The organism is Streptomyces sp. NPDC005774 (assembly GCF_042871645.1).
GTDB lineage: Bacteria > Actinomycetota > Actinomycetes > Streptomycetales > Streptomycetaceae > Streptomyces > Streptomyces pratens.
Genome location: NZ_JBIAIV010000005.1, coordinates 222,253 through 246,954, shown reverse-complemented (window position 1 = coordinate 246,954; position 24,702 = coordinate 222,253). Strand labels below are relative to the sequence as shown.

The 24,702-nt window shown below is 72.5% G+C and carries 25 protein-coding genes and 2 pseudogenes; 18 read left to right on the top strand and 9 right to left on the bottom strand.

What is annotated here, in order from left to right; genetic code table 11:
• Positions 1-281 precede the first annotated feature (281 nt).
• The gene (locus ACFYQA_RS07705; RefSeq protein WP_388912965.1) at positions 282-740 is read left to right on the top strand and encodes a hypothetical protein; all 459 of its coding nucleotides are present in this window, start codon (positions 282-284) and stop codon (positions 738-740) included.
• On the opposite strand, the gene ACFYQA_RS07700 is transcribed toward ACFYQA_RS07705, so the two are convergent.
• The gene (locus ACFYQA_RS07700) at positions 658-1,518 is read right to left on the bottom strand and encodes a DUF4184 family protein (protein ID WP_388912962.1); all 861 of its coding nucleotides are present in this window, start codon (positions 1,516-1,518) and stop codon (positions 658-660) included. The genes ACFYQA_RS07705 and ACFYQA_RS07700 overlap by 83 nt on opposite strands.
• A 317-nt stretch (positions 1,519-1,835) precedes the next feature.
• Between ACFYQA_RS07700 and ACFYQA_RS07695 the strand changes: the two genes are divergently transcribed.
• A complete protein-coding gene (locus ACFYQA_RS07695) occupies positions 1,836-3,632 on the top strand; it encodes a lytic transglycosylase domain-containing protein (protein WP_388912959.1) in 1,797 nt (598 codons plus the stop codon).
• Between the two features lie 261 nt (positions 3,633-3,893).
• On the opposite strand, the gene hrpB is transcribed toward ACFYQA_RS07695, so the two are convergent.
• Positions 3,894-6,446 (bottom strand): ATP-dependent helicase HrpB, encoded by a 2,553-nt coding sequence (gene hrpB / locus ACFYQA_RS07690; RefSeq protein ID WP_388912956.1) that lies wholly within the window; start codon positions 6,444-6,446, stop codon positions 3,894-3,896.
• A 4-nt stretch (positions 6,447-6,450) separates the two neighbouring features.
• Entirely contained in the window at positions 6,451-7,272 is an 822-nt protein-coding gene (locus ACFYQA_RS07685) for a class I SAM-dependent methyltransferase (protein WP_388912952.1), read from the bottom strand.
• A 401-nt stretch (positions 7,273-7,673) separates the two neighbouring features.
• On the opposite strand from ACFYQA_RS07685, the gene rpsA reads away from it, so the two are divergent.
• The 4 genes from rpsA (at position 7,674) to ACFYQA_RS07665 (ending at position 11,526) form a co-directional block, all read left to right on the top strand.
• Positions 7,674-9,185, top strand: a complete 1,512-nt coding sequence (gene rpsA / locus ACFYQA_RS07680; RefSeq protein ID WP_386398633.1) for a 30S ribosomal protein S1 — start codon at positions 7,674-7,676, stop codon at positions 9,183-9,185.
• Positions 9,186-9,438: 253 nt separating this feature from the next.
• On the top strand, positions 9,439-10,380 hold the full coding sequence (locus ACFYQA_RS07675) for a PAC2 family protein (protein WP_388912949.1): 942 nt from the start codon (positions 9,439-9,441) through the stop codon (positions 10,378-10,380).
• Between the two features lie 91 nt (positions 10,381-10,471).
• The gene (gene coaE, locus ACFYQA_RS07670) at positions 10,472-11,092 is read left to right on the top strand and encodes a dephospho-CoA kinase (protein WP_388912946.1); all 621 of its coding nucleotides are present in this window, start codon (positions 10,472-10,474) and stop codon (positions 11,090-11,092) included.
• Between the two features lie 50 nt (positions 11,093-11,142).
• Positions 11,143-11,526: a tetratricopeptide repeat protein gene (locus ACFYQA_RS07665; protein ID WP_332426677.1), complete on the top strand. Its 384-nt coding sequence runs from the start codon at positions 11,143-11,145 to the stop codon at positions 11,524-11,526.
• 138 nt (positions 11,527-11,664) lie between these two features.
• Here the strand turns inward: ACFYQA_RS07665 and ACFYQA_RS07660 are convergent, their stop codons facing one another.
• Positions 11,665-11,928 (bottom strand): DUF6343 family protein, encoded by a 264-nt coding sequence (locus ACFYQA_RS07660; RefSeq protein ID WP_386398624.1) that lies wholly within the window; start codon positions 11,926-11,928, stop codon positions 11,665-11,667.
• Positions 11,929-12,072: 144 nt separating this feature from the next.
• On the opposite strand from ACFYQA_RS07660, the gene ACFYQA_RS07655 reads away from it, so the two are divergent.
• A complete protein-coding gene (locus ACFYQA_RS07655; RefSeq protein ID WP_388912942.1) occupies positions 12,073-12,774 on the top strand; it encodes a class I SAM-dependent methyltransferase in 702 nt (233 codons plus the stop codon).
• A 142-nt stretch (positions 12,775-12,916) separates the two neighbouring features.
• On the opposite strand, the gene ACFYQA_RS07650 is transcribed toward ACFYQA_RS07655, so the two are convergent.
• Positions 12,917-13,615 (bottom strand): RNA-binding S4 domain-containing protein, encoded by a 699-nt coding sequence (locus ACFYQA_RS07650; protein WP_388912939.1) that lies wholly within the window; start codon positions 13,613-13,615, stop codon positions 12,917-12,919.
• A gap of 166 nt (positions 13,616-13,781) precedes the next feature.
• On the opposite strand from ACFYQA_RS07650, the gene ACFYQA_RS07645 reads away from it, so the two are divergent.
• Together ACFYQA_RS07645 and pip are read left to right on the top strand one after the other, a co-directional pair.
• Complete coding sequence (locus ACFYQA_RS07645; protein WP_388912936.1) at positions 13,782-14,561, top strand: uracil-DNA glycosylase; 780 nt, start codon at positions 13,782-13,784, stop codon at positions 14,559-14,561.
• A 36-nt stretch (positions 14,562-14,597) separates the two neighbouring features.
• Entirely contained in the window at positions 14,598-15,563 is a 966-nt protein-coding gene (gene pip, locus ACFYQA_RS07640) for a prolyl aminopeptidase (RefSeq protein ID WP_388912933.1), read from the top strand.
• Positions 15,564-15,614: 51 nt separating this feature from the next.
• Here pip and ACFYQA_RS07635 read toward each other — a convergent pair.
• Positions 15,615-16,079 (bottom strand): annotated as a pseudogene (locus ACFYQA_RS07635) (GNAT family N-acetyltransferase).
• Positions 16,076-16,492, bottom strand: coding sequence for a RidA family protein (locus ACFYQA_RS07630; RefSeq protein WP_388912930.1), 417 nt, complete (start codon positions 16,490-16,492; stop codon positions 16,076-16,078). The pseudogene ACFYQA_RS07635 and the gene ACFYQA_RS07630 overlap by 4 nt, the downstream one beginning before the upstream one ends.
• A 161-nt stretch (positions 16,493-16,653) precedes the next feature.
• Between ACFYQA_RS07630 and ACFYQA_RS07625 the strand changes: the two genes are divergently transcribed.
• The 6 genes and pseudogenes from ACFYQA_RS07625 (at position 16,654) to ACFYQA_RS07600 (ending at position 21,049) form a co-directional block, all read left to right on the top strand.
• A complete protein-coding gene (locus ACFYQA_RS07625) occupies positions 16,654-16,800 on the top strand; it encodes a hypothetical protein (RefSeq protein WP_388912927.1) in 147 nt (48 codons plus the stop codon).
• A gap of 272 nt (positions 16,801-17,072) precedes the next feature.
• Positions 17,073-17,285, top strand: a pseudogene (locus tag ACFYQA_RS07620) (Scr1 family TA system antitoxin-like transcriptional regulator); the annotation flags it as partial.
• Positions 17,282-17,494 carry a DUF397 domain-containing protein gene (locus tag ACFYQA_RS07615; RefSeq protein WP_388912924.1) on the top strand — a complete coding sequence of 71 codons (213 nt, stop codon included), beginning with the start codon at positions 17,282-17,284 and terminating at the stop codon, positions 17,492-17,494. The pseudogene ACFYQA_RS07620 and the gene ACFYQA_RS07615, both read left to right, overlap by 4 nt.
• 471 nt (positions 17,495-17,965) lie before the next feature.
• Complete coding sequence (locus ACFYQA_RS07610; RefSeq protein WP_388912921.1) at positions 17,966-19,831, top strand: FUSC family protein; 1,866 nt, start codon at positions 17,966-17,968, stop codon at positions 19,829-19,831.
• 115 nt (positions 19,832-19,946) lie between these two features.
• The gene (locus ACFYQA_RS07605) at positions 19,947-20,654 is read left to right on the top strand and encodes a DUF899 domain-containing protein (RefSeq protein ID WP_388912918.1); all 708 of its coding nucleotides are present in this window, start codon (positions 19,947-19,949) and stop codon (positions 20,652-20,654) included.
• A gap of 209 nt (positions 20,655-20,863) precedes the next feature.
• Positions 20,864-21,049 (top strand): hypothetical protein, encoded by a 186-nt coding sequence (locus tag ACFYQA_RS07600; protein ID WP_388912915.1) that lies wholly within the window; start codon positions 20,864-20,866, stop codon positions 21,047-21,049.
• 65 nt (positions 21,050-21,114) lie between these two features.
• Here ACFYQA_RS07600 and ACFYQA_RS07595 read toward each other — a convergent pair whose 3' ends face one another.
• Entirely contained in the window at positions 21,115-21,543 is a 429-nt protein-coding gene (locus ACFYQA_RS07595; RefSeq protein ID WP_388912912.1) for a hypothetical protein, read from the bottom strand.
• The gene (locus ACFYQA_RS07590) at positions 21,540-22,262 is read right to left on the bottom strand and encodes an ATP-binding protein (protein ID WP_388912909.1); all 723 of its coding nucleotides are present in this window, start codon (positions 22,260-22,262) and stop codon (positions 21,540-21,542) included. Before ACFYQA_RS07590 ends, ACFYQA_RS07595 begins: the two co-directional genes overlap by 4 nt.
• Before the next feature lie 201 nt (positions 22,263-22,463).
• Between ACFYQA_RS07590 and ACFYQA_RS07585 the strand changes: the two genes are divergently transcribed.
• From ACFYQA_RS07585 to ACFYQA_RS07575, 3 genes are all read left to right on the top strand, one after another.
• On the top strand, positions 22,464-23,324 hold the full coding sequence (locus ACFYQA_RS07585; protein WP_388912906.1) for a helix-turn-helix transcriptional regulator: 861 nt from the start codon (positions 22,464-22,466) through the stop codon (positions 23,322-23,324).
• A gap of 90 nt (positions 23,325-23,414) precedes the next feature.
• Positions 23,415-23,630 (top strand): DUF397 domain-containing protein, encoded by a 216-nt coding sequence (locus ACFYQA_RS07580; RefSeq protein WP_095534118.1) that lies wholly within the window; start codon positions 23,415-23,417, stop codon positions 23,628-23,630.
• A gap of 213 nt (positions 23,631-23,843) precedes the next feature.
• Positions 23,844-24,650, top strand: coding sequence for an SAM-dependent methyltransferase (locus ACFYQA_RS07575; RefSeq protein ID WP_388912903.1), 807 nt, complete (start codon positions 23,844-23,846; stop codon positions 24,648-24,650).
• The last annotated feature ends 52 nt before the right edge of the window (positions 24,651-24,702 follow it).

Here is a 24,702-nt window from a genome sequence, read left to right as displayed (position 1 = left end):
CCCGTCGCCGGTCGCCCCTGATGCGGGCGTGCTCCGTGGCGCCGCTCCGCCTCATCGGGATGCGGCTGCGCAGGACGGACGGGGCGGACGGGTTCGGTGAGTGGCATCGGCGGGTGGCCGCGTTCGACGGCCGCGCTTGACGGTCACCCGCCGACGGCTGTCCTTGACGGCCGCGACACCCGAGTGTGCCCGCCTCGCACGGGCCCGCCCCCGGAGGGCGCTTCACTCGCGTGGGCCAGGCGGGCAAGCAGTCGAGGGGACCGGACGCCAGGATGCGGGGCATGGGTATACGCATGCTTCACCGCAGAGCGGCATTCCCGAGGGCCGCCGCCGAGGGCCCCACCCCCGAGGCGCTGTCGCCGGTTCCGGTCTTCGCGGCCGACGCGAGTACCGCCCGCACCCCCGTCCCCCTCGCCCTCCCCTTCGCCGTCACGCTGCGCCGTGCCACCGCGGACCTCGGCCGCCACATCGCCGTCGGACCCTGGCACCCCGGCCTGTGCGAAGGGCCCGGACTCCCGGGCCCCGGCGCCGGCAAGCCGCTCGAGTGGCGGCTGTGGGCCGAGCTGGCACGCGGCTGCCTGACGCTCGCCCTCACCCTGCTGCCCCGGCCCCGCCCGGTCCGTACCGTCACCGTGTTCGTGGCGGCCGGCGAGACCCTCAGCGTGCGGCCGTACGGCTCGGCCGCCGCGTATCCACGTCATCAGGGCCCGTGGTGGCCGGGGCCGGACGCCACGCCCTGACCGCCACGGCGTACACCGGCAGCGCGAGGGCGAGCCCGGCGCCTGCCCCGAAACACACCGTGGGGATCAGCTCCCAGGGCTTCGCGGTCGCACCCCAGTAGTCCCACCAGCGTGAGGCCCGATGGACGGCCCCCGCCAGCGCGCAGCCGCCGAGCAGCGCGGCGGCCGCCCATCGGTCGGCCGTGGACAGCGTCGGGACCCCCGCCGGCCCCGGGCGGGGCGTCACCCGGCGCAGTGCCCGGGCCAGGAACACGGCGATCACCACCGCGGCCACCGCCGACCCGCCGTACTGCAGGTACCAGTACAGCGGTGAGCCCGCGATCTCCTGCCCCAGGACGGGGAAGACCCGCATCCCCCACCGGTCGAGATGCGTGAACTCGTCCCAGACCACGTGCGTCAGCGCACCGAGCATGGCCGAGACGTACCAGCGTGCCGCCAAGGGGGCGCACACGCGCGCGCGGGGTGTGCCGCAGCGCAGCAGGGTGGCCGTCCTCCCCTGCCGGGGCCGCGGCAGCAGCGCGACGAGCGGTTCGCGGACCAGGAGCCAGAGCCCCACCAGAGCCCAGGCGATGCACACATCAATGGTGAGAACGCCTGGGAACGAGTGTGTGAAGTCCCCGAACTCCATTGTCCCGGACAGGAAACCGGCCGCGTAGTAGGTCAGGTCCGGAGCGAGACTGCCCGCCACGAGGACGGCCGGCACCAACGGTCCCCGGCCGGTCCCGTCGGTGCGTACGGCGGGCAGGACCGCCACCGCATGGCTCAGAGTGAAAGGCAACCCGGCTCCTTGGGAAGGTAGTTGACCCGGCCCGTCGGCCCGGGTGCTCGGCGGGCCCAGTATGCGCGACGCGGCCGTCCACGCTCGGTGGGGGAACGGCTGTGACCGTCCGGTGAACGCCGGCATGAACGGGTGTCCGAGCAAAGGATGGTGCCGTAGGGTCGCGAGAGATCGACACGGCAGATCGGCGCAGTGGATCGCCACAAAAAATCGTTACAACAGATCAGTGCAACTTATGGTCCTGGCTGATCGTCACAGCAGGCGAGCGTGACGGACACGGACGGATGCTCCGGCGTCCACGGGGAGGGGTTCACTCTATGGCGGCGCATTTCGGCAGGAGGCTGCGCAAGGGAGCGGCAACCACCGCCGTGGCGGCGGCCGCGGTGGCGGCCCTGTCCGCGTCCCAGGCTCCAGGCGCGACGATCGACGGTCAGGACGGCCGGACCTCCTCGGGCGCCGCCACGGAGCCCGGGACGAGCACCGACGACACCGGCGCGACCGGCAACTCGCCGTACTACACGGACCTGCCGCCGCTGAACAGCCCCAACCCCTCGCCGTCCGCGACCTCCGACACGGTCACGCCGGGCGCCTCCGAGGCGGGCATACCCGCGACCGTCCTCGACGCCTACAAGAAGGCCGAAGCCGCGCTGCGCGAGTCCAAGCCCGCCTGCAACCTGCCCTGGCAACTGCTCGCCGCCATCGGCAAGGTGGAGTCCGGCCAGGCCCGCGGCGGACGCGTCGACGCCGACGGCACCACGACCTCCCCGATCATCGGCCCGCAGCTCGACGGCAACGGCTTCGCGCTCATCAAGGACACCGACAACGGCGAGTACGACGGCAACAGCGCCTACGACAACGCCGTCGGTCCCATGCAGTTCATCCCGTCCACCTGGGCGTGGGCCGCCCGCGACGGCAACGACGACGGCCGCGAGGACCCCAACAACATCTACGACGCCGCGCTGGCGGCCGGCCACTACCTGTGCCGCTTCGGCTGGGACCTGTCCGACCGGACGGACCTCGACAAGGCGATCCTCAGCTACAACAACTCCACGGAGTACCTGAACACCGTCCTGTCATGGCTGGAGTACTACCGCAAGGGCACGCACGAGGTCCCGGACGGCACCGGCACCCTGCCCGGCAACCGCAGCGACGACCGCTCCACGAGCCCCGGCCCGTCGACGCCGGGCACCAGCCCGTCCACCCCGGACACACGGCCGTCGAAGCCCGGCACCGCGCCCGGCAAGCAGGGCAGCGGCGCTACCAAGCCGCCGGCCTCGCCCGGCACACCGAGCACCCCACCGGCCACGACTCCGCCGACGACTCCGCCCCCGGCCACGACTCCACCGCCGTCGACGCCCCCGCCGACGACTCCGCCCCCTACCGTCCCCACGCCCACCGACAGGGTGGACCACCTGGAGAACGCCGGCACCGGCAAGCTCACCGCGACGGCGGGCGAGGCGTTCACCGAGCGGATCAGTACCCGCGCGGAGACGGACGAGGGCAAGAGCGTCGCGAAGGTGCGGATCCGCTTCACCGTGATCGGCGACACCGACACCACCTTCACCGGCGGTGAGAGCGTGGCCACCGTCCTCACCAACAGCTCCGGTGTCGCCGTCGCGCCCGCACTCCGGGCAGGTGAGAAGACCGGCGACGTCACCGTCCGCGCCACCGTCGTCGGCCGCGTGGTGCCCGGCCTCGACTACCGGGCCACCGTCACCGAACGCGTCGCCGACACCGTCGTCCGCACCGATGACGAGGCGTTGACCTGCACGCCGGGCGGCGAGTTCGCCCACCGCGTCGAGGTACGGGCCACTCACGACGGCGCCGCCGCCGGCAAGGTCGCCGCCACCGCCACGCTGATCGCATCGGCCGACGATCCGGCCGTCAACGACAAGGGCCCCTACTTCAAGGACGCCGACGACAAGGCCGTACGCACCCTGAGCGGCCTCAGGACGGACGCGGACGGCCGGCTGAAGCTGCCTCAGCTGTACGCGGACGACACCACCGGCACTTTCCTGCTCCGCATCACCACCGCGGGCGGCGCCACCCTCACGGTCGAACTCACCGTGGCCGCGGCCGGAACCGAGTCCCCCGACCCCACCGTCGGCACGTAGCAGCACGCGCGCCCGCGCGGACCCCGCGCGGACCCGGGTGCCCCCTCCGTCGGCGACGGAGGGGGCACCCGGGTCCGTCGCTACGGTGCCGGCTCCGGCACGACCTGACACCCCATCGGGCCGGGTGGGGCCAGGAATCGAATCTGGCACCGTCCCCGTGCCACCGCCCCGTGCCGCTGTGCCGTCCGCCGGAGGTCCGTAGGCGCGCCCTCGCCTCCGCGCGCTCCCGCCCCGCCCCGGCGGCGGAGCAGGAGCGGGTCGTCACCGCCCGAGCCGCGCGTTGGTGTGTCGGGTCGGCTCGGCCGCGGCGGGGTCCTCGGGCCACGGATGCCGGGGATAACGGCCGCGCAGCTCGGCCCGTACGCCCTTGTAGCCGTCCTTCCAGAAGGAGGCGAGGTCGGCGGTGACGGCGGCGGGACGCCCGGCCGGGGACAGCAGGTGCACCAGCAGGGGCACCCCGGCCACCCGCGGCGACTCCTGGAGCCCGAACATCTCCTGGAGTTTCACCGCGAGCACCGGCCGGCCGGGGTCGGAGTAGTCGATCCGGACCGCGGACCCGCTGGGCACGGTGATCCGCTCGGGGGCGAGTTCGTCCAGGCGGAGAGCCTGCCCGGACGCCCACGGCAGCAGCCGGCGAAGGGCCTGCCCGGCGTCGATCCGGGCCAGGTCGGCCCGGCGCCGGGCGCGGCTCAGCTCCGGCTCCAGCCACTCCTGTACGCGCGCGTGCAGCGCCTCGTCGGACACGTCGGGCCAGGGTTCGCCGGCCTGCCGGTGTACGAACGCGAGCCGCTGCCGCAGCACGGGGGCCCCGGCCGGCCACCGCAGCAGCCCGAACCCCTCCCGCCGCAGCCCGTCCAACAGCGCGGCCCGTACGAGCGCGGGCTCCGCGTCGGTACGGGGCCGTACGGCCAGTTCGACGGCTCCCAGCCGCTCGACCCGCCGGGCGACGACGTCCCCGTCGGCCCAGTGCACCTCCTCGCGCGTCTCCAGCAGGGCGTCGGCCGCCCACCGCGCGGTGGCCTCGTCGACGACCGCGCCGAGCTGCACGCGCGCGTGCCCCCGCCCCACGGGCCGGTCGGCCGCGGCGACCGCGATCCAGGGCGTGCCGCGCAGCCCGGTGCCCGCCCCGGCCTCGGCCCGCGTCCCGGACAGCATCAGATACGAACCGCCGTCCGCGCGGGCGATCCGCTCGGGGAACGCGAGCGCGGCGACCAGCCCCACCCGCGCGTCCATCTCGTCCACGCGCGGCGGGCCGCCGCCCGTCTGTGAGGTGCCCCGCGAGGTGCCCTGCGAGGTGCCCCGCGCGGAGACGTCCTGGGCGAGCGCGCGCAGCCGGCGCACCTCGGCACGCCACCGCTGCGCGTAGGCGTCGTCCCCGCGCCGCGCGGTGCGCAACGCGCCGGCGAGATCGTCCCCGTAGCTCCGCGGCGCCTCCTCGCCGATCAGCGCGACCACCTCGGCGGCGAGTGCGGGGCCCACGGCCGCCGCCGCGTCCAGCAGGGCACGCCCGAGCCGGGGATGCAGGCCCAGCCGGGCGAGCCGGGTGCCCCGCTCGGTGGCCCGCCCGTCGGCGCCGACGGCCCCGATCGCGGTCAGGACGGCCCCGGCCGCCGCCATCGCCCCGGCCGGGGGCGGATCGAGCAGGGCGAGCCCGGAGGCGTCCGGGTCGCCCCAGCAGGCCGTCTGGAGCGCGAACGCCGTCAGGTCGGCCACCTTGATCTCGGGGGAGGGGAACCGCGGCAGCCGGGCGTCCTCCGCCTGTGCCCAGCACCGGTACACCGCACCCGGCGCCTCGCGCCCGGCCCGTCCCGCCCGCTGCCGGCCCGCCGCCTGCGAGGCCCGTACCGTCGTCAGAGCGCTCAGGCCGCGCGCGTGGTCGACCCGGGGCTCACGCGCGAGGCCCGCGTCCACGACCACCCGCACCCCCGGCACCGTCAGCGACGACTCCGCCACCGAGGTCGACAGCACCACCCGGCGCCGCTGTCCGGGCGCCAGCACCGCGTCCTGCACCGCGGCCGGCGCCCGCCCGTGCACCTGGAGCACCTCGACGTCCGGGAGCGTCCCCAACTGCGCGGCCACCCGGGAGATCTCGCCCACGCCCGGCAGGAACACCAGAACGTCCCCGTCCCGCTCGGCCAGCGCCCGCCGCACCACCGACGCCGCATGCGTCAGCAGCGCCGGGTCGATCCGCATGCCGTGCGGCGGCCGCAGGGGCCGGGCGGGAGGCGCCCACACCACCTCCACCGGGTGCGCCGTGCCGCGCGCCTCGACGACGGGTGCGTCCCCCAGCAGCCGTGCCCAGCCCGCCGCGTCGGTCGTCGCCGACGCGGCCACCAGACGAAGCTCCGGACGCAGCGTCTCGCGCACGTCCCACAGGAACGCCGCGGCCGTGTCCGCGTCCAGATGCCGCTCGTGGCACTCGTCGAGCACCACGACGTCCACGCCGGTCAGCTCCTGGTCGCGTTGCAGCCGCTGCAGGAGCACGCCGGTCGTGACGACCTCCACACGCGTGTGCCGACCGGTCACCCGCTCCCCGCGCACCGTGAAGCCGACCGATTCGCCGGGCTTTTCGCCCAGCAGCCAGGCCATCCGCCGGGCCGCCGCGCGCGCCGCGATCCGCCGCGGCTCGGCGACCACGACCCGCCGCGCGGGGCCGTCGCCGGTCAGCCCCGCCAGCACCAGCGGCACCAGGGTCGTCTTTCCGGTGCCGGGCGGCGCGACGAGGACGGCGGTGCCGCGCTCCCGAAGGGCGTCGGTCAGCCGGGGGAGCGCCTCGCGTACGGGGAGGGCGTCCAGAGCGTCGTGACGGATCACGCCCTCAGTCCCGTACGCACACGAAGATCGCCGTTCCCGGGATCAGGCGGCCGCGCAACGGGGACCAGCCGCCCCATTCGGAGCTGTTCCACTCCGGCCACCGGGGCTCCACCAGGTCCACCAGCCGAAAGCCCGAGGCAGCGACGTCGCGGACCCGGTCGCCCAGCGTCCTGTGGTGCTCGACGTACACCGCGCGGCCCTGCTCGTCCTCCTCCACGTAGGGGGTGCGGTCGAAGTACGACCCGGAGACGCTCAGTCCCTCCGGGCCGGGCTCGTCCGGGAACGCCCAACGGATGGGATGGGTGACGGAGAAGACGAACCGGCCGCCGGGCCGCAGCACCCGGTGCACCTCGCGCAGCACGAGCCGCGGGTCGGCGACGAAGGGCAGCGCCCCGTACGCCGAGCAGGCCAGGTCGAAGGAGCCGTCCGCGAACGGCAGCACGCCCGCGTCCGCGCACACCAGCGGGAACGGGCCGCCGATGCGCAGCGCGTGCTGAAGCTGCCGGTGCGAGATGTCCAGGGCCACCGGACGCGCGCCCTGCGCGGCCAGCCAGCGCGAGCACTGGGCCGCGCCGGCGCCGAGCTCCAGGACGGCGCGGTCCTTCAGTTCCTCCGGCGGGCCGAGCAGCTCCGCCTCCACCTCGTCCAGTCCCTCGGGGCACCACACGAAGCGGTCGTCACCGAGGAACGTGCCGTGCTCGACCTGGTACTCGTCCGCGTTGCGGTCCCACCAGCCCCGGTTGGCGCGGGCGCTCTCGGTGATGCCGGCGTCCCGTCGGGTCGCCTCGGGTTCGGGGCCTTCGGGCTCTTGGATGATCGGCTCCATCGTCGTACTCTTCCGTCCAGTCGCCCCGGCTGTCGCCACAGGGGGCGCGGTGTCCTGCGGTGGTGGGTTCCGCGTGGCCTCAAGGTGGCATCTGACGTGCGGCTCTACCCCCGGACGGGGGAATTGTGCCGGTTATGCGGCGATCCGCCCCGGGTGGGGGGCTTCGCGCATTGACCCCGCCCGGCTGCACCCGTATGCTACAAGTTGCGCTGCGAGCCTGCGCACCTCAGACATAGCAGGTTGTGCTCGCGTCTGTTGTATGTCCCCTCGGCTGTCGAGGCGCCACCGGGCACCCGGTGTCTGGAACGGCGCTTCCTGAGCTGTCCGGCTTCTGCAGAGCGAAACGGGCTTCGGCGTAGCAGTACCTACGACTCACTGTCCGTACCGGAGCCCTTTCCCACATGACGAGCAGCACCGAGACCACCGCCACCACCCCGCAGGTTGCGGTCAACGACATCGGTAACGAGGAAGCCTTCCTCGCCGCGATCGACGAGACGATCAAGTACTTCAACGACGGCGACATCGTCGACGGCGTCATCGTGAAGGTCGACCGGGACGAGGTCCTGCTCGACATCGGTTATAAGACCGAAGGTGTCATCCCGAGCCGCGAGCTCTCGATCAAGCACGACGTCGACCCCAATGAGGTCGTCGCCGTCGGTGACGAGATCGAAGCCCTTGTTCTCCAGAAGGAGGACAAGGAAGGCCGCCTGATCCTCTCGAAGAAGCGCGCCCAGTACGAGCGCGCCTGGGGCACCATCGAGAAGATCAAGGAAGAGGACGGCATCGTCACGGGTACCGTCATCGAGGTCGTCAAGGGTGGTCTCATCCTCGACATCGGCCTCCGTGGCTTCCTCCCGGCCTCCCTGGTCGAGATGCGCCGTGTCCGCGACCTCCAGCCCTACGTGGGCAAGGAGCTCGAGGCGAAGATCATCGAGCTGGACAAGAACCGCAACAACGTGGTCCTGTCCCGCCGTGCCTGGCTGGAGCAGACCCAGTCCGAGGTCCGCCAGACGTTCCTCACCACCCTCCAGAAGGGTCAGGTGCGCTCCGGCGTCGTCTCCTCGATCGTCAACTTCGGTGCCTTCGTGGACCTGGGTGGCGTCGACGGCCTGGTGCACGTGTCCGAGCTGTCCTGGAAGCACATCGACCACCCCTCCGAGGTCGTCGAGGTCGGTCAGGAAGTCACCGTCGAGGTCCTCGACGTCGACATGGACCGTGAGCGTGTCTCCCTGTCGCTGAAGGCGACTCAGGAAGACCCGTGGCAGCAGTTCGCCCGCACCCACCAGATCGGCCAGGTCGTGCCCGGCAAGGTCACGAAGCTGGTTCCGTTCGGTGCGTTCGTCCGCGTGGACGAGGGCATCGAGGGTCTGGTCCACATCTCCGAGCTGGCCGAGCGCCACGTGGAGATCCCGGAGCAGGTCGTCCAGGTCAACGACGAGATCTTCGTCAAGGTCATCGACATCGACCTCGAGCGCCGCCGCATCAGCCTCTCGCTGAAGCAGGCCAACGAGGCCTTCGGTGCCGACCCGTCGGTGGTCGAGTTCGACCCGACGCTGTACGGCATGGCCGCGTCCTACGACGACCAGGGCAACTACATCTACCCCGAGGGCTTCGACCCCGAGACCAACGACTGGCTCGAGGGCTACGAGACCCAGCGCGAGGTGTGGGAGACCCAGTACGCCGAGGCGCAGTCCCGCTTCGAGCAGCACCAGGCGCAGGTCATCAAGTCCCGCGAGGCGGACGAGAAGGCTGCTGCCGAGGGTGTCGACACCGCGGGTGCGGCTCCGGCCGCGTCCGGCGGCGGTGGCGGCGGCGGCTCGTACTCCTCCGAGGGCGGCGACAACTCCGGCGCCCTGGCTTCGGACGAGGCGCTGGCCGCGCTGCGCGAGAAGCTGGCCGGCGGCCAGAGCTGAACTCCCCCAGCGGGGGGACCCCCTTCCGCTGAGGATTAGCCGGTGACTGAGGGGCCGTACCTTTCGAGGTGCGGCCCCTCAGTGCTGCGCTTCGGGGCCGGGGGTGCTGCGGGTCGGTGAGGGCTTGTCACGCCCGCGCGGCGGAGCCGCAGGTCGACACAGCCCCACGCCCCTCAGGGAGTTGCCCTCACCCGGGAATGCCGGTGCCGCGCGTCACGTTGTCCATGGGGAAACAGGAGGAGGGGCGGTCACTGTGCTTGATCCGCAGGGTTTGTACGCATGGGAGCCGAAAGGGCTGGCAGTCGTCGACATGGCGCTCGCCCAGGAATCGGCCGGTCTCGTCATGCTCTACCACTTCGACGGATACATCGACGCGGGCGAGGCCGGCGACCAGATCGCCGAGCGACTGCTCGACTCGCTGACCCACCAGGTCGTCGCCCGGTTCGACCACGACCGGCTCGTCGACTACCGGGCCCGTCGCCCTCTGCTGACCTTCACCCGTGACCGCTGGACCGACTACGAGGTGCCCACGCTCGAGGTACGGCTGGTCCAGGACGCCACCGGAGCGCCGTTCCTGCTGCTGTCCGGGCCGGAGCCGGACGTGGAGTGGGAGAGGTTCGCCGCAGCGGTGCGACAGATCGTGGAGCGGCTCGGCGTCCGCCTGGCCGTGAACTTCCACGGCATCCCCATGGGAGTCCCGCACACCCGCCCCGTGGGCATCACCCCGCACGGAAACCGTACCGACCTCGTCCCGGCGGCCCACAACAGCCCCTTCGAGGAGGCGCAGGTGCCCGGCAGCGTCGAGGCTCTCGTCGAGTACCGGCTCATGCAGGCCGGACACGACGTGCTCGGAGTCGCCGCGCACGTGCCGCACTACATCGCCCGCTCCGCGTACCCGGACGCGGCGCTGACCGTCCTGGAGACCATCACGGCCGCCACCGGCCTGGTCCTGCCCGGCGTGGCGCACTCCCTGCGCACCGACGCCCACCGTACCCAGACCGAGATCGACCGTCAGGTGCGGGAGGGCGACGAGGAACTCACGGCCCTCATCCAGGGCCTCGAGCACCAGTACGACGCCGCCGCGGGTGCCGAAACCCGGGGCAACATGCTCGCCGAGCCGGTGGACATCCCGTCGGCGGACGAGATCGGGCTCGAGTTCGAGCGGTTCCTGGCGGAGCGCGAAGGCGACCTCTGAAACGGCCGGGACGCCGGAGTCCCGGCCCGCCCGGCGTTACGCGCCGCTCCCGCCCGGGGCGCCGACGACGGCAGGCCCTAAGCTTTCGGACATGCTGACGGTGGGACTGACCGGCGGGATCGGTGCCGGCAAGAGCGAGGTGTCTCGGCTGCTCGTCGAGTGCGGCGCCGTACTGATCGACGCGGACCGCATCGCGCGTGAGGCCGTCGCGCCGGGGACACCCGGTCTCGCGGCGGTCGTGGCGGCCTTCGGCGAGGAGATCCTCACCGAGGACGGCAGCCTGGACCGGCCGGGGCTCGGCGCGATCGTCTTCGCCGACGAAGGGAAGCTCGCCCTTCTCAACTCGATCGTCCACCCCCTGGTGGGCGCCCGCTCCCGGGAGCTGGAGGAAGCCGCCGCCGAGGACGCCGTCGTCGTCCACGACGTACCCCTCCTCACGGAGAACGGCCTCGCGTCCCTCTACGACCTCGTGATCGTGGTCGACGCGAGCACCGAGACCCGGCTCGAGCGGCTCGTCGGCCGGCGCGGCATGAGCGAGGAGGACGCCCGCGCGCGGATGGCCGCCCAGGCGACACGCGAGCAGCGCCGGGAGATCGCGGACATCGTCATCGACAACGACGTGCCCCTGGACGAGCTGGCGCGGCGGGTGAAGGACATATGGGCCGAGCTCGTACGCCGGGCGGGGGCGGACCGGCGGCCCGCGCAGGAATAGGGGCCCCCGGCCGGGGCGTTGAACCGGTTCGGCGAGGGAAGGATGCAGCTGTGCCCAAGAGCAGTGGTTCGACCGGACGTACGCCGGAGACGCACGTCATCGACTTCCGTGCCGCTGAGCACCTGCTTGCCTCGAGGGACCCGCGGGGTGCGGTGAAGCTGCTCGACGGGGTCATCGACGCGTATCCGGAGAACACGGCCGCGCGGTTGCTGCGCGCGCGTGCCTTCTTCGCGGCGGCCCAGCTGCGTCCGGCGGAGCTCGAGTTCTCCATAGTCCTGGAGCGCGAGCCGGACAACGCCTTCGCGCACTTCGCGCTCGCCCGCACCTACCAGCGGCAGAGCCGGCCCGACCCCGCCAGGCGCCACTTCCGGCTGGCCGCCGCCCTGGACCCGAACCCGGAATACCTGAAGGCCGCACGGTTCGACGACGACTGATCCGACGACGACCGAGGCGGAAACGAGACGACCGAGGCGGAAGCGAGAGGACGGCCGGGCATCCGAGAGGACTCCGCCCGGCCCCGGTCGCGGGGTCTGCCTTCTCAGGGGAGGGGGCGGCAGACCGTCCCCCGAAGGTCACATCGCGTCCCGGGGCGGTTCGTACGGTGGCACGTCGCGGCCCGGCTGGTAGTGCGATCCCTGGCGCAGGTGCCGCACGACCACGATCAGATCGACGGTGACGACCAGCCACAGCAGCCCGCAGATGAGCGCCCAGCCCGGGTGGTCGGCGATCGCGAACGCCACTGTTCCGGCGATCGTCCAGATCTCGCCCCACACGCTCAGCCAGAACCGCATGCGCAGCGCACTGCGCGCGGTCCTCGGCTCACTGCCTGTACGCATTCCGTCACCGCCCATTCTGCTTCCACCGTACGCCGGACCGCCGACAACGGCCGCCGGCCTCTTCCGGAGGGGTTGCAGTCACTCGGTCGGGTGAAACCGGAGAGGTGTGGGAACGGGTGTGCGGATCCGGTCCGTTGGACGGGCATGAAGCTGGAAATGCGTGAGGGATACGAGGGGACGGGGCCCGGGGCGATCACCCCGGACGGCTGTGCGGTGGAGCTGTATACACGGCTGCCCGTCGGGGACGAGCCGGACATCGTCGCCGCCGCCGTGCCGGCCGGCGCGAGCGTCCTGGAGCTGGGCAGCGGGGTGGGGAGGATGACCCACGCGCTGCTGGAGAGCGGATTCAGGGTGACGGCCGTGGACGAGTCCGCCGAGATGCTGGAGCGCGTGCGCGGAGCACGGACCATATGCGGCCCGATAGAGAGGCTGCGGCTGGACGAGACGTTCGACGTGGTGCTGCTCGCGTCGTTCCTGGTGCACGCGGGCGACGCGGAGGTGCGGCGGGGACTGCTGCGCACCTGCGTGCGGCACCTGGCGAAGGGAGGGTGCGTACTGATCCAGCGGGAGGGCGAGGACTACCACACGAACGTGCCGCGCGAGCGGGTGGACCCGGCGGGCTTCACTGTGCGGATCGTGTCGGCCGAGCCGGCCGGCGACGGGGTCGACGCGGTACACGCGCGGTACGTGTTCCCGGACGCGGTGTGGACGCAGACGTTCCGGTCGCGACCGCTGACGAAAGAACAGTTCGAGGAGGCACTGGGGGAGGAAGGACTGCGCGTGGACCGGTACCTGACGGAGGACGGAATGTGGGTGAGGGCGGTGGCGGCGGCGACCGCGGACTGAGGGGAAACCCGGGAGTTCCGCCCCCGCCCCGCGACGCCGTCGCCCCGGCCGGCATGAGGGGAGTGCCCCCGGGGGCGTCCGGGGCGCCACAGGTTCGGTCCGGGCCCAGGGACCGTCCCCGGCACCGTGCGGCGCCGGTCGTTCAGGGCCGCTGCCGTTTCTTCGCGCTCTTCGGGTTCTTCGAGGCCGGCCGCCGGCCATGGCCACCGGCCTCGGCCGGTGCGTCGGGTCCTTCGAGGGAGCCGGGGAGGTCAGGGCCGCTCAGGCCTCCCGAGCCACCCAGGCCGCGGAGGCGTTCCAGTTCACGGCGGTCGCGCTTGGTCGGGCGGCCCGCGCCGCGGTCCCGGATGCCGGCCGGGGCGACGGCGTCGCGGGGCGGGGGCGGCGGGGAGTTGTCGACGTAGCACTGGACCGCGACCGGGGCGCCCACCCGCTTGCGGATCAGGCGCTTGACGACGACGACCCGTTCCCGGCCCTCGTGCCGCAGACGCACCTCGTCGCCGACGCGCAGCGAGTGCGCGGGCTTCACCCGCTCACCGTTCACGCGCACATGACCGCCACGGCAGGCGGCGCCGCCGAGGGAACGGGTCTTGAGCAGGCGTACGGCCCAGATCCAGCTGTCGGTCCGGACGCGCTCGCCGCTCTTCGGCCCGGCGGCCTCGGCAGCCGCCACGGCGGCGGCGGTCTCCGGGTCCGGGGCGGCTGTCCCGCCCGAGCCGGGGGAGGACCCGGCAGCGCGCGCGGACGGTGGCGCGGGAGCGGTTTCCTGTGCGGGGGCCGCCCCCTTCGCGGGGTCTCCGCCGCCACGCGTCCTGCCGTACTCCGCACCCTCAGAAGCCATGGTCCCGACCTTAGCCCTCCGGGGCGGCCCGGTGAGAAGGGATTTCGGCCGCCGCCTTGGAGCCGGCCGAGCGGCCCGAGGGCCGTCGGTGCCGGTCGGCCGGCCCTGCGGGCTTGCGGACGCCGTCGGCCAGGGACGGCTGGGCGGCCCGTCCTACCGTGGAGTCATGGACCCCAGCGGCCTCCCCGACTTCCACGGCCTCCCCGATTCCCTCACCCCCTCCGGCGCACACGACTCACCGAGCCTCTCCGCTCTCGACCGGCGTATCACCGGCTGTCGTGCCTGCCCACGGCTGGTGGACTGGCGGGAGGAGGTCGCCCGTACCAAACGCGCCGCGTTCGCCGACTGGACGTACTGGGGACGGCCGGTGCCGGGATTCGGGCCACCGGACGCCAGGCTGCTGATCATCGGACTGGCGCCCGCCGCGCACGGCGGCAACCGCACCGGGCGGATGTTCACCGGAGACCGTTCCGGAGACGTGCTGTACGAGGCTCTGCATGACGTCGGGCTCGCCTCGCAGCCCACCTCCACACATTCCGGGGACGGGCTGGAACTGCACGGCGTACGCATCACCTCGCCCGTGCACTGCGCCCCGCCCGCCAACAGACCGACCCCCGCGGAACGGGACACCTGCCGGCCCTGGCTGGTCCAGGAGCTGCGGCTCCTGCGGCCGACGGTGCGGGCCGCGCTCGTCCTCGGCGCCTTCGGATGGCAGGCCGCCCTGCCCGCGTTCGCCGAGGCGGGCTGGACCGTACCCCGCCCCCGCCCGGCCTTCGCGCACGGCGCCCATGTCACGCTTCCCGCCCCGGACGGCGACGACCTGCACCTCTTCGGCTGCTTCCACGTCAGCCAGCGCAACACCTTCACCGGCAAACTCACCCCCGCCATGCTGCGGGAGGTGCTGCGCACGGCGGCCGAAGCGGCGGGAGCGCCCACCCGGAAATGAGGGGAACACCCCTGCCCCAAGCGCTACGGTGCCCCGATGGGTCTCTATCCGCACATAGAACCGTACGACCACGGCATGCTCGACGTCGGTGACGGCAACCACGTGTACTGGGAAACCTGCGGGAACCCGCACGGCAAGCCCGCGCTGGTGCTGCACGGCGGCCCGGGCAGCCGCGCGAGCCCCGGCCTCCGCCGCTTCTTCGACCCCGCCGCGTACCGCGTCGTGCTCCTCGACCAGCGCGGCGCCGGACGGTCGACACCGAGCGCGGCCGACCACGCCACCGACATGAGCGTGAACACGACCGCCCACCTCATGACCGACCTGGAGCGGCTGCGCGCCCACCTGGGCATCGAGAGGTGGCTGGTGTGGGGCATCTCCTGGGGATCGGCGCTGGGACTGCGGTACGCACAGACGCACCCCGGGGTGGTGACCGAACTGGTGCTGACCGGGGTGACCACCGGCTCCCACCCCGAAGTGGCCCTCCTGACCCGCGGGTTGGGGAAGATCTTCCCGGAAGCCTTCGAACGCTTCGTCGGCGAACTTCCCGCCGGCGAACGCGACGGCAACCTCGCCGCCGCCTACAACAAGCTGCTCGAGTCCCCCGACCCGGAGGTCCGGGAACGGGCCGCACGGGCCTGGACCGACTGGGAGACGGCGATCACCCCCGCGCCGCCGGGCTCGGTCGCACGCTTCCAGGACCCGGAGTTCCGCAGGGGCTTCGCCCGCACCGTCACCCACTACTGGGGCAACGACCACTTCCTCGGAGAGGGCGACGACGAGGGCGTGGTCCTCCGCGACGCGCATCTGCTGAAGGGCATCCCCGGCACCCTGGTCCAGGGCAGCCTCGACCTGGGCAACCTCCTCGGCATCGTCTGGCGGCTCCGGCACGCCTGGCCGGACGCCGAGCTGACGGTCGTCGACGAAGCCGGCCACGACGTCGAAGCCGTCGGGGACGCCGCCCTGGTGGCGGCGACGGACCGGTACGCGCGCGCCGACGCCTGACGGCGTACGCACGGCGGCGGGTGTCCCGCAGGCGGCCGCCCTACGTCCGCCCTACGTCCGCCACACGAACCGCACGTCCGGCTCCCGCTCCTCGTTCCGGCTCCCCTCGGTCCACTCGACGGCCTCGAAACCGTGCCGCTCGTAGAAGCGGTGCGCGGGCCCGTTGGCCTGGAAGGTTCACAGGGAAAGGCCCTCGGGACGGTGCTCCTTGGCCAGCGCGACGAACCGGTCGCCCAGCCCGCGCCCGCGCCACTCGGGGGCGAGGTACAACTGCGCCAGCTCCTCGTCCTCCAGCACCATCACACCGACGAGGCCCCCGCCCTCCGCCTCCGCCACCCACGTCTCGCACAGCGGCACGAGGACATGACGGAAGAAGCCGTGCACCTCGTCGTCGGAGCGGGGCCGGACCACGCCCGGCAGGGCCGCGGCGAACGACCGCAGCCAGACGTCGGCCGCGGGGGCGGCGTCGGCGGGCAGGGCCCGGCGCAGGGTTACCGTCCGATCATCGATGATCATGACTCCGCCGCCGCGTCCGGTACGACGGCCGTCGCGGTGATCTCGACGAGCTGCCCGGGGTAACCGAGGCAGGCCACACCGAGCAGGGTCGACGAGTGCGGCCCGGTACTCAGCCCGGACGCTTCGACGACGTTCCACACGGCGGAGAGCGCGGCGGGCCCACCGCTCACGACGTACACGTCCGTCGACACGACGTGCGTCAGGTCGCTTCCCACCGCACGCAACTGCTCCTCGAGGTTGGCCAGCACCTGCTCGGCCTGCCGCACCGGATCCCCCTCCCCGACGAGCCTCCCGTCGGCGTCGAGCGGAACCGACCCGGCGAGAAACGCCAGCTTGGTGCCCGCCTCGACGACGGAGGCGTGTGAGTACGTGGGAGGGGGGAACAGGCCGGGGACGGTGACGCGCCGGATCACGCGGGCTCCGATCTTCCAGGGACGATGAGGGACAACCCCCGAGCATGCGGCCCCGGACGCGTCACCGCACCCCTATTTCGCTCGCCCCGCCCGGCCGGCCTCCATAGCGTTCCCACCCGACCGCCGCACACCCCTCCGCCCCTCTGCCAGGATCCGCAGCCGTGCCCTCCCTCCCGGACCAGGCCTTCCTCGACGCCACCGCCGACCGGCTCGCCGCCCTCCCCGGCGTCCGCGTGAACTGCATTGCGAACGTGCGGGTCGGCTGGGGCGTACGCCTTTGTGGGGGAGTTGCCGACTTCATGGAGTAACCATTGCGAACTGTGCGTAGCGTTGAGCAGGCGTGACGCGCTGACCGGCGGTGGCTGTACGTCGCTGAGGCGGGGCTTGTACACGGGGTGATCCGTGACGGGGCTCCTGCGGGGCGGGTTGGTTGCGTACGTGATGACGGTGCGGGGTGTCCGGCGGTGAGTAGGTACGGGAGGTGCCGGGCGTGGAGGAACAGCGACAGCAGGTGGACGGCCAGGAGCAGGAAGCGAGTGCGGGCATCCTGCACGTCTTCGGGCGGCAGTCGAAGCTGTGCAGGGAGCGGGCGGGACTGGCTGGCCCGTTCACCTTGATGGAAACCAGGGATGAGCGGAGGATCGCCTACACGGAAGTGCAAGGCGATAGCCGTGTCCACACAGAGCGTCAGAAGGTACGAGGTCTTGAGCACACGTACGGAATCCTTCGCGCGCAGGCCCTCACTCCGGCAGATTCGCTTGCGTTGATCGAGAAGTTGCTGGGAGAGAGATGAGCGGGGACAAGGCCAGGTCCAACGTCGATGGTTTGGCGTGGTTCAAGAGCAGTTACAGCGCCGGCGATGGAGGTCAGTGCGTCGAGGTGGCTGCTGGGAGCGGCGTCCTGTATGTGCGCGACTCGAAGGACAAGACTGGCCCCATGGCCAGCCTCGCGCCGGAGGCGTGGGCGGACTTCGTCGGGTTCGCCGCTCGGCACGCCACGTAGAAGCGAAGAGCGTCGCAGTGCCCCGTGACCGCTGACCTGGGTCACGGGGCACCGGCATGCCTACGAGGACTGCGACGGCGACCGGCGGCCGGGCGGGTCTGGAAGCGAGGGTGCGCGGCCGCCGCACCTTTTCTCGCCGCACCGCGGCCTCGGGCGACCGCGGCCGGTCTCCGAGCCGACCACCGACGCCTTAGCGACCTTCACCGCCGTGGGCTTCCCGCCCGGCGGCTTTTCGAGGTGGACCAGGCCCAGGGGAGGGACGAGCGGCCCCGGCCCTACGGGAATCCGATGGAACAAGCGCGTCGCGGGCCGTGTTCCCTCAGGAAAGCGCCCCTCGCTCGCATCGTCACCTCCCGGAAACGGGACCGTTCCCTTTCCTCCGACAACTCCGCCTACGGTGGACACCGCGTCCCCAGCCCGGTCACCGTCGCCCGCGAGCCCGCCCGCCCCCGACGTGACGACTGGAGCACCGTGTCCCGCACCACGCCCGCCGTACCTCTGTGGCTCGCCCACGCCCTGCGCTCCCAGCGCGGGCCGGTCCCGTGGAGCGCGGTCACGCGGGGGGCGCTGGGCGGCGGGCCCCTGTTGGTCGCCGCCGTGCTCGCCGGGCGGCCCACCCTCGGCGTCGTCGTCGCCATCGGTGCCATGTTCGCCGGGCTCAACGACCGGCCGGGCAGCCGGCGCGTCTCCGTCAGCCGGATCGGAGTGCCCGCGCTCGCCGGGGCGGCCGGGCTCCTCGTCGGGACGTACGCGGGGGGCCACGTCCCGGCCGTGCTGCTGACGCTGATACTGACCGGGTGCGGGCTGGTCGCCGGCGCGGTCAGTGCGCTGGGCCCCGTCGGCTCCTCCGCCGGGACGCAGCTGCTCGTCGGGGCCGCCGTCGGAGCCGGGATGCCCCTGCCCGAAACCGGGTGGCAGCGGGCGCTCGCCTTCCTCGCCGGAGCCGCGTGGCTGCTCCTGCTGCGGTTGGCGCTGCCCACACCGGGCTCCCGCGCGGGCGACCTCCGGCTCGACTTCCGCTTCGACGGGGAGCGGGCCGCCGTCGCCCGCGTGTACGAGGCCGTCGCCGCGCTGCTCGACGCCACCGGCTCACCCACCGCCATCGCGCGGCGCGCCGCGCTCACCGCCGCCCTCGACCATGCGCAGGACGTGCTGGCCGGGCCCCGGCTGCGGCGGTACGCCAGTTCCGGGGCCGAGCGGCGGCTGCACGCGCAGTACGCCGCCGCGCTGCCGTTGGCCGAGGCCGCGACCGCGCTGGCCTGGGCCGGGGAGGCCGTACCGGCTCGCGCGTCCGAAGGGCCCCGACGGCTCGCCGTCGCCGTACGCGGCGGTGCCCCCGGCGGGCCGCTACCCGCACCCTCCCGGTCCGTCCCCGCGCTGCGAGCCCTCGACGACGCCCTCCTGCGCGCCGCCGTTGCCTTCGACCGGGCCGACGGCGGCGACCTGCACACGCGCCGCCGGCCCCGCGCCGCTTTTACCCGTACCCTCCTCGGCACCCGAGGACAGGAGTACGGCCTGCGGGTCGCCCTCTGCTTCGGCGTGAGCGTCGCCGTCGCCCAGGCCCTGTACCACGCCCGCTGGTACGGGCAGCACGAGCACTGGTACTGGCTGCCCGTCACCGCCGTCTTCCTCGTCAAGCCCGACCTCGGACCGCTCGCCTCCCGGGTGCTGAACCGAGCTGCCGGAACCGTGCTCGGGGCGCTCCTGTTCGCCGGGTTCGCCGCCGTGCTGCCCCGGCCCGAAGGGCTCATCGCGCTGGTGGCGGTCAGCGGGGCGCTCATCCCGGTCGCCGCGCGGCACTTCGCCGCGCAGACCACCGTCATCACCGTGCTCGTGCTCGCCCTGGTGATGGTGGGCGGTGAACCGCAGGCCTCCGTGGCACGGATCGGCGAGACACTGCTGGCCTGCGCCATCGTGCTCGTCATCGGACACCTGCCGATGCCCGTGCGGCGCGGCGGCGCCATCCGGGTCCGGCTCACGGAAGCGGGGGACGCCGCGCACGCGTACCTCACCCATGTGCTCGGCGCGTCCGGCGACCGCGCCGCACGCTGGACCCTGCGCCGGGAGGCCTACCGCGCCCTCGCCGAGGCTCGCGGCGCCATCGCGCTCGCCTCCGCCGAACTCCCCGCGCTCGCCCGGCACGCCGACGGCGCGGACGAGGTCGCCGCCCTCCTCGAACGACTCGTCGACACCACCACCGCCTGCGCCGTCCACCTCGACGACACGGGACGGCTCGACGCCCGTCATGTCGAGCAGCTCACCGAACTGCGGGACGCCCTCGCGGAGCGCCGCGAGCACGTCGGGGTCCGGCTGCCGGAGCTGTCCGTCACCGGGTGAGCGGCGGGTGAGCGGGCGGTTCGAAAGAATCTTGGAACCGGGCGGGCGGGTTCCGATGAGTTCCGGTGCCGGCGCCGGTCACCTCTTGCAACGGGACCGTTGCACAGGAGGAACCATGTCACTTCCGGAGATCGTCTCGCGCGCGGACTGGCGCGCGGCGCGTGCGGAACTGCTGGTCAAGGAGAAGGTCGTCACCCGCGCGAAGGAGGCGCTCAACGCCGAGCGGCGCCGGCTGCCCATGGTCGGGATCGACCGGGAGTACGCGTTCGAGGGCGGCGACGGCAAGGCCACGCTGCCCGATCTGTTCGAGGGGCGGCGGCAGCTCGTCGTCCACCACTTCATGTTCGCGCCCGAGTGGGACGCCGGGTGCCGCAGCTGCTCCGGGTTCCTGGACCAGATCGGACACCTCGCCCATCTGAAGGCCCGGGACACCACCTTCGCGGCCGTCTCCCGGGCGCCGTACCCGAAGATCCTTCCGTTCAAGGCGCGGATGGGCTGGACGCTGCCCTGGTACTCCTCCTACGCCGACGACTTCAACGAGGACTTCGAGGTCACCCTCGAGCGTGATGGAGAGCTGGTCGAGCGGCCGGGCCTCAGCTGCTTCCTGCGGGACGGGGACCGCGTCTTCCACACGTACTCGACCTACGGACGCGGCCTCGACGGAATCGGCTCGACCACCACCCTGCTGGACCTCACGGCGCTCGGCAGGCAGGAGGAGTGGGAGGAACCCGAGGGGCGCGCGTCGGCCTTCGGGGCCCCGGCGGGCAGCGAGCGCGTCCGCTATCACGACGAGTACGACGAGTACGACGAGTACGACGGGTAAGACGGGTAAGACGGGTAAGGCGAATGCGATGAGTGCGATGAGTACGGAACCTCGTACGGATGGTGACCGCATGTCCGAGAGAGCGGGGAGTTCACCCACTCCTGATGGTGAACGGGTGTCGGCCACGTCTCAGTAGCGTCATTGAGCGAGGCGTTCTCCCGCCGTCGGCGTTTCACTCTACGAGTGCAACGCCGAATGAGAGGCAGCAGGTGAACGGGCGAACGGTGCTTGAACGCTTTCCCGCGGGTGGACCGCGCGGGTCCTGGCCCGCGGAGGAGTTCGCGCGGGCGCGGCGCATGGAGGGCCTGCTCGCCGAGGTCGTCATGGACCTCGCGACCGACACGTTCCTGGTGATCGTCCGCGGTGGGGACGGCAGCGTCGACGCGGTCGCGTGAGCCCGCACGGGGCACGGCGGGCGGTGCGGGGCGGTGCGCAGCACGCCGGGTGAGGCCCGGGGGCCCTATGCGGTGACCGGGCGGGACCAGCTCGGGGTCGTGCCCGTCAGGCGGCACACCGCCAGGTAGAGGGGTATCGGCGGAGTGTACGGAAGTGTGCCGTCGGGGCGGTGGATCAGGCCGGGCAGGTCCGGGACGTCCGGCACGACGGCCCCCGTGTCGTACCGCGCGGGGGCGGGCCACTCCAGGGCGTAGTCCGAATCGGAGGGAACCAGCCACCACCAGTGCGCCTCATCGGCGTACACGCACCCCACCCGTGGCAGCCGGGGCATGACCAGTGGCCCGAAACGGGCCGGTACCGCCACCGCGTCGCAGCCCATCGGCGCCGTCATCCCGTCGGGAACGGGCAGGCGCAGGAGCGGTGCGGCCGGGGGGTGCAGCTCGCGCTGGAGTCGTACCAGCGTGTTCAGGCTCAGGGTCCGGGCGCCGGTCACGCCCACCCCCCGTCCCGGCGGTACTGGCGCGGGGCCGTGTGCTGACAGGGGGGAGGTGCGGGCGAAGCGGTCGGGGCCGTTTCGCGGTGGTGCCGCTGCTCGGGCTCCTCGCCCTCGTCCTGGTCGCCGGCCGGGCCCGGCTTGGGACGCTCGCCCCAGCCGAGGTCGTTCTGCGGCCCGTCGGAGGGGCGCGGTGTGTCGGCCTTGCGGGGCAGCTCGGCCCAGACCAGCAGCCCGGGGCCCTGCTCGTGGGCGCCCCAGGCGTGACACATGGCGTCGACGAGGAGCAGGCCCCTGCCGTGCTCCTCCTCCGGCTGCTGCCGGGTGTTCGCACGGGGCCGGCCGGGGGCGCAGCCCTCGTCCCGTACGGCGATGCGCACCAGGTCGTCGCCGTCGTGCAGCTCGCAGACTATGTGGCTGCTCGCCGTGTGCACGATGGCGTTGGTGACGAGTTCGGAGACGACCAGAGCCGCTGTGTCGCAGGTGTCCTCGCACACCGACCAGCCGGTCAGCCGGGCCCTTGTCAGGCGTCTGGCCTGCGCGGGAGAACCCGGGTGGGCGGCCAGTTCGAAGCGGAACCGGCGCTGGACAACAGCCCTTGCGGGGTCGGCGGCTCCCTGAGCGGGGCCGAGACCGAAGGGGCGCGCAGCGGCGTCTGTTCCTAAGGGCACGGACGGAATCACGCTTGCCACTATCGCCCCGCCGTGCACACTTGGCAAGTGTCACTCTGGAAAATCCAGAGTGCTGTGTGACGGTCTGGGCGGCCGTGGCACACTGCTCGCAACAGCATCCCGCGCGGCGCCAGTTGAGGTCATCGAAGAAACATTCGATTGATCTCGGATTGGCGCCGCAGGGCTGTCAGGGCTGTCAGAGCCCTCGGCTTCGGGAACGTCAGGAAGTCCTTTTCGTGGAGGTGGAGCGTGAGCGAACCGCGGTCCGCGCCGACGGTCGGCCAGGTCGTCCTCGGCCGGCGCCTGCTGGATCTGCGGGAAAGCGCCGGCCTCAAACGTGAAGAGGCCGCACGCGTCCTGCGCGTCGCCCCCGCCACGGTCCGGCGCATGGAGATGGCCGAGGTCGCGCTCAAGATTCCGTACCTCCAGCTTCTGCTGAAGGCATACGGGGTCTCCGACAGCGAGGCCGACGCCTTCGTACAGCTGGCGGAGGACGCCAACCGGCCCGGCTGGTGGCAGCGCTTCCACGAGATCCTGCCCGGCTGGTTCTCGATGTACGTCAGCCTCGAGGGCGCGGCTACGCTCATCCGCAGTTACGAGCCCCACTTCGTCCCCGGTCTGCTGCAGACCGAGGACTACGCACGCGGCGTGCTGCACTCGGGCGCCATCGGGCAGACCCGGCCCGAGGACATCGAGGGGCACGTCGCCCTGCGCATGCAACGGCAGGATCTGCTCACCCGTGACGACGCGCCCCGGCTGTGGGTCGTCATGGACGAGACGGCGCTGCGCCGCCCGGTCGGCGGCCCGGAGGTGATGCGTGCCCAGATCGACAGACTCCTCGAGGCCACGAAGCTGTCCAACGTGACGCTGCAGATCGCCCCGTTCGCCAGTGGGCCGCACCCCGGCACGTACGGGCCGTTCGTGCTGTTCCGATTCGGCATGCCCGAACTGCCGGACATGGTCTACAGCGAGTACCTGACCGGCGCCGTCTACCTGGACGCGCGCACCGAGGTGGCGACCCACCTCGAGGTCATGGACCGCATGGCGGCGCAGGCCGCTACAGCACATCGCACGAAGGTGATCCTCAGGGATCTCCGCAAGGAGCTGTGAATGAACCACATCAAACCTCTGTCCCTGTCCTTGTCCTCCCCCCTGCCGGTGCCCCCGTTCCGGGCCCGCACCGGGGGGATCTACAACGGCATGCCCGCGCGCGAGCTGGGCAGCGAGGGCTGGCACAAGCCGTGGAGCGGTGGCAACGGCGGCAACTGCCTGGAGGCGATGAAGCTCGACGACGGCCGGATCGCCGTACGGCAGTCCACCGACCCGGACGGACCGGCGCTCATCTACACCTCGGCCGAGATGACGGCCTTCATCGAAGGAGCCAAAGCGGGAGAGGCGGATTTCCTGCTGTCCTGACCCCTGCCGACCGTCCTACCGTTGCTTCCCGGCGTACACCCGATGTTGCCTGTTCCCCTTTCGTCTCCCTTCTCCCTACCGACTCCCCGCTGAGTACGCATTCCCGTCCCGCGCGCAGCACTCCGTTCCGGGTGTCCCCGCCCGCTCCGCTCACCACACCGGCTCGGCACTGAAATTGATCACTAACAGTTGCAGACACTTATGGAGTTCGTCATGACCGGGCAGCAGCACCCCGTCGAGATCGACACGAGCAAGCCGCACACCGCGCGGATGTACGACTGGTACCTCGGAGGCAAGGACAACTACCCCGTCGACGAGGCCATGGGCCGGCAGATGCTCGCCCTCGACCCGAGGGTGCCCGTGATGGCACGGGTGAACCGCTCCTTCATGCAGCGCGCCACGCGCTGGCTCGCCGGCCAGGGCGTACGCCAGTTCCTCGACATCGGCACCGGCATCCCCACCGAGCCGAACCTCCACCAGGTAGCCCAGGAGATCGCACCCGACGCGCGCGTCGTCTACTGCGACAACGATCCGATCGTGCTGGCCCACGCCGGCGCGCTGCTGCGCGGCACCGACGAGGGCGTGACCGAGTACCTCCAAGCCGATGTGCGCGATCCGGAGAGCATCCTGGAGGGTGCGCGGAAGATCCTCGACTTCGACCGGCCGGTCGCGCTCTCCCTCATCGCGCTGCTGCACTTCATCTCCGACGAGGACGGCGCCCACGAACTGGTCGGCCGACTGCTGGCCGATCTGCCCTCCGGCAGCTACCTGGTGGTCTCCCACGCGACGCCCGACTTCACCCCCGAGGAATCGAAGGCGGCCACCGAGAAGCTCAAGGCCGCGGGCGTCACGCTGGCCCTGCGCTCCCGCGAGGAGTTCACCCGCCTCTTCGCCGGCCTCGAGCTGGTCGAACCCGGTGTCCAGGTGCCCCAGCTGTGGCACCCCGAACTGGGCGAGCCCGTGCCCGGCCAGGACGACGGGGTGATCCCGGGATACGGGGCGGTGGGGCGCAAGGCGTAGGCCCCGGGGAGTCCGGGGAGTCCGGGCGGTCCGAGGGGCGGGCGTTCCCCGT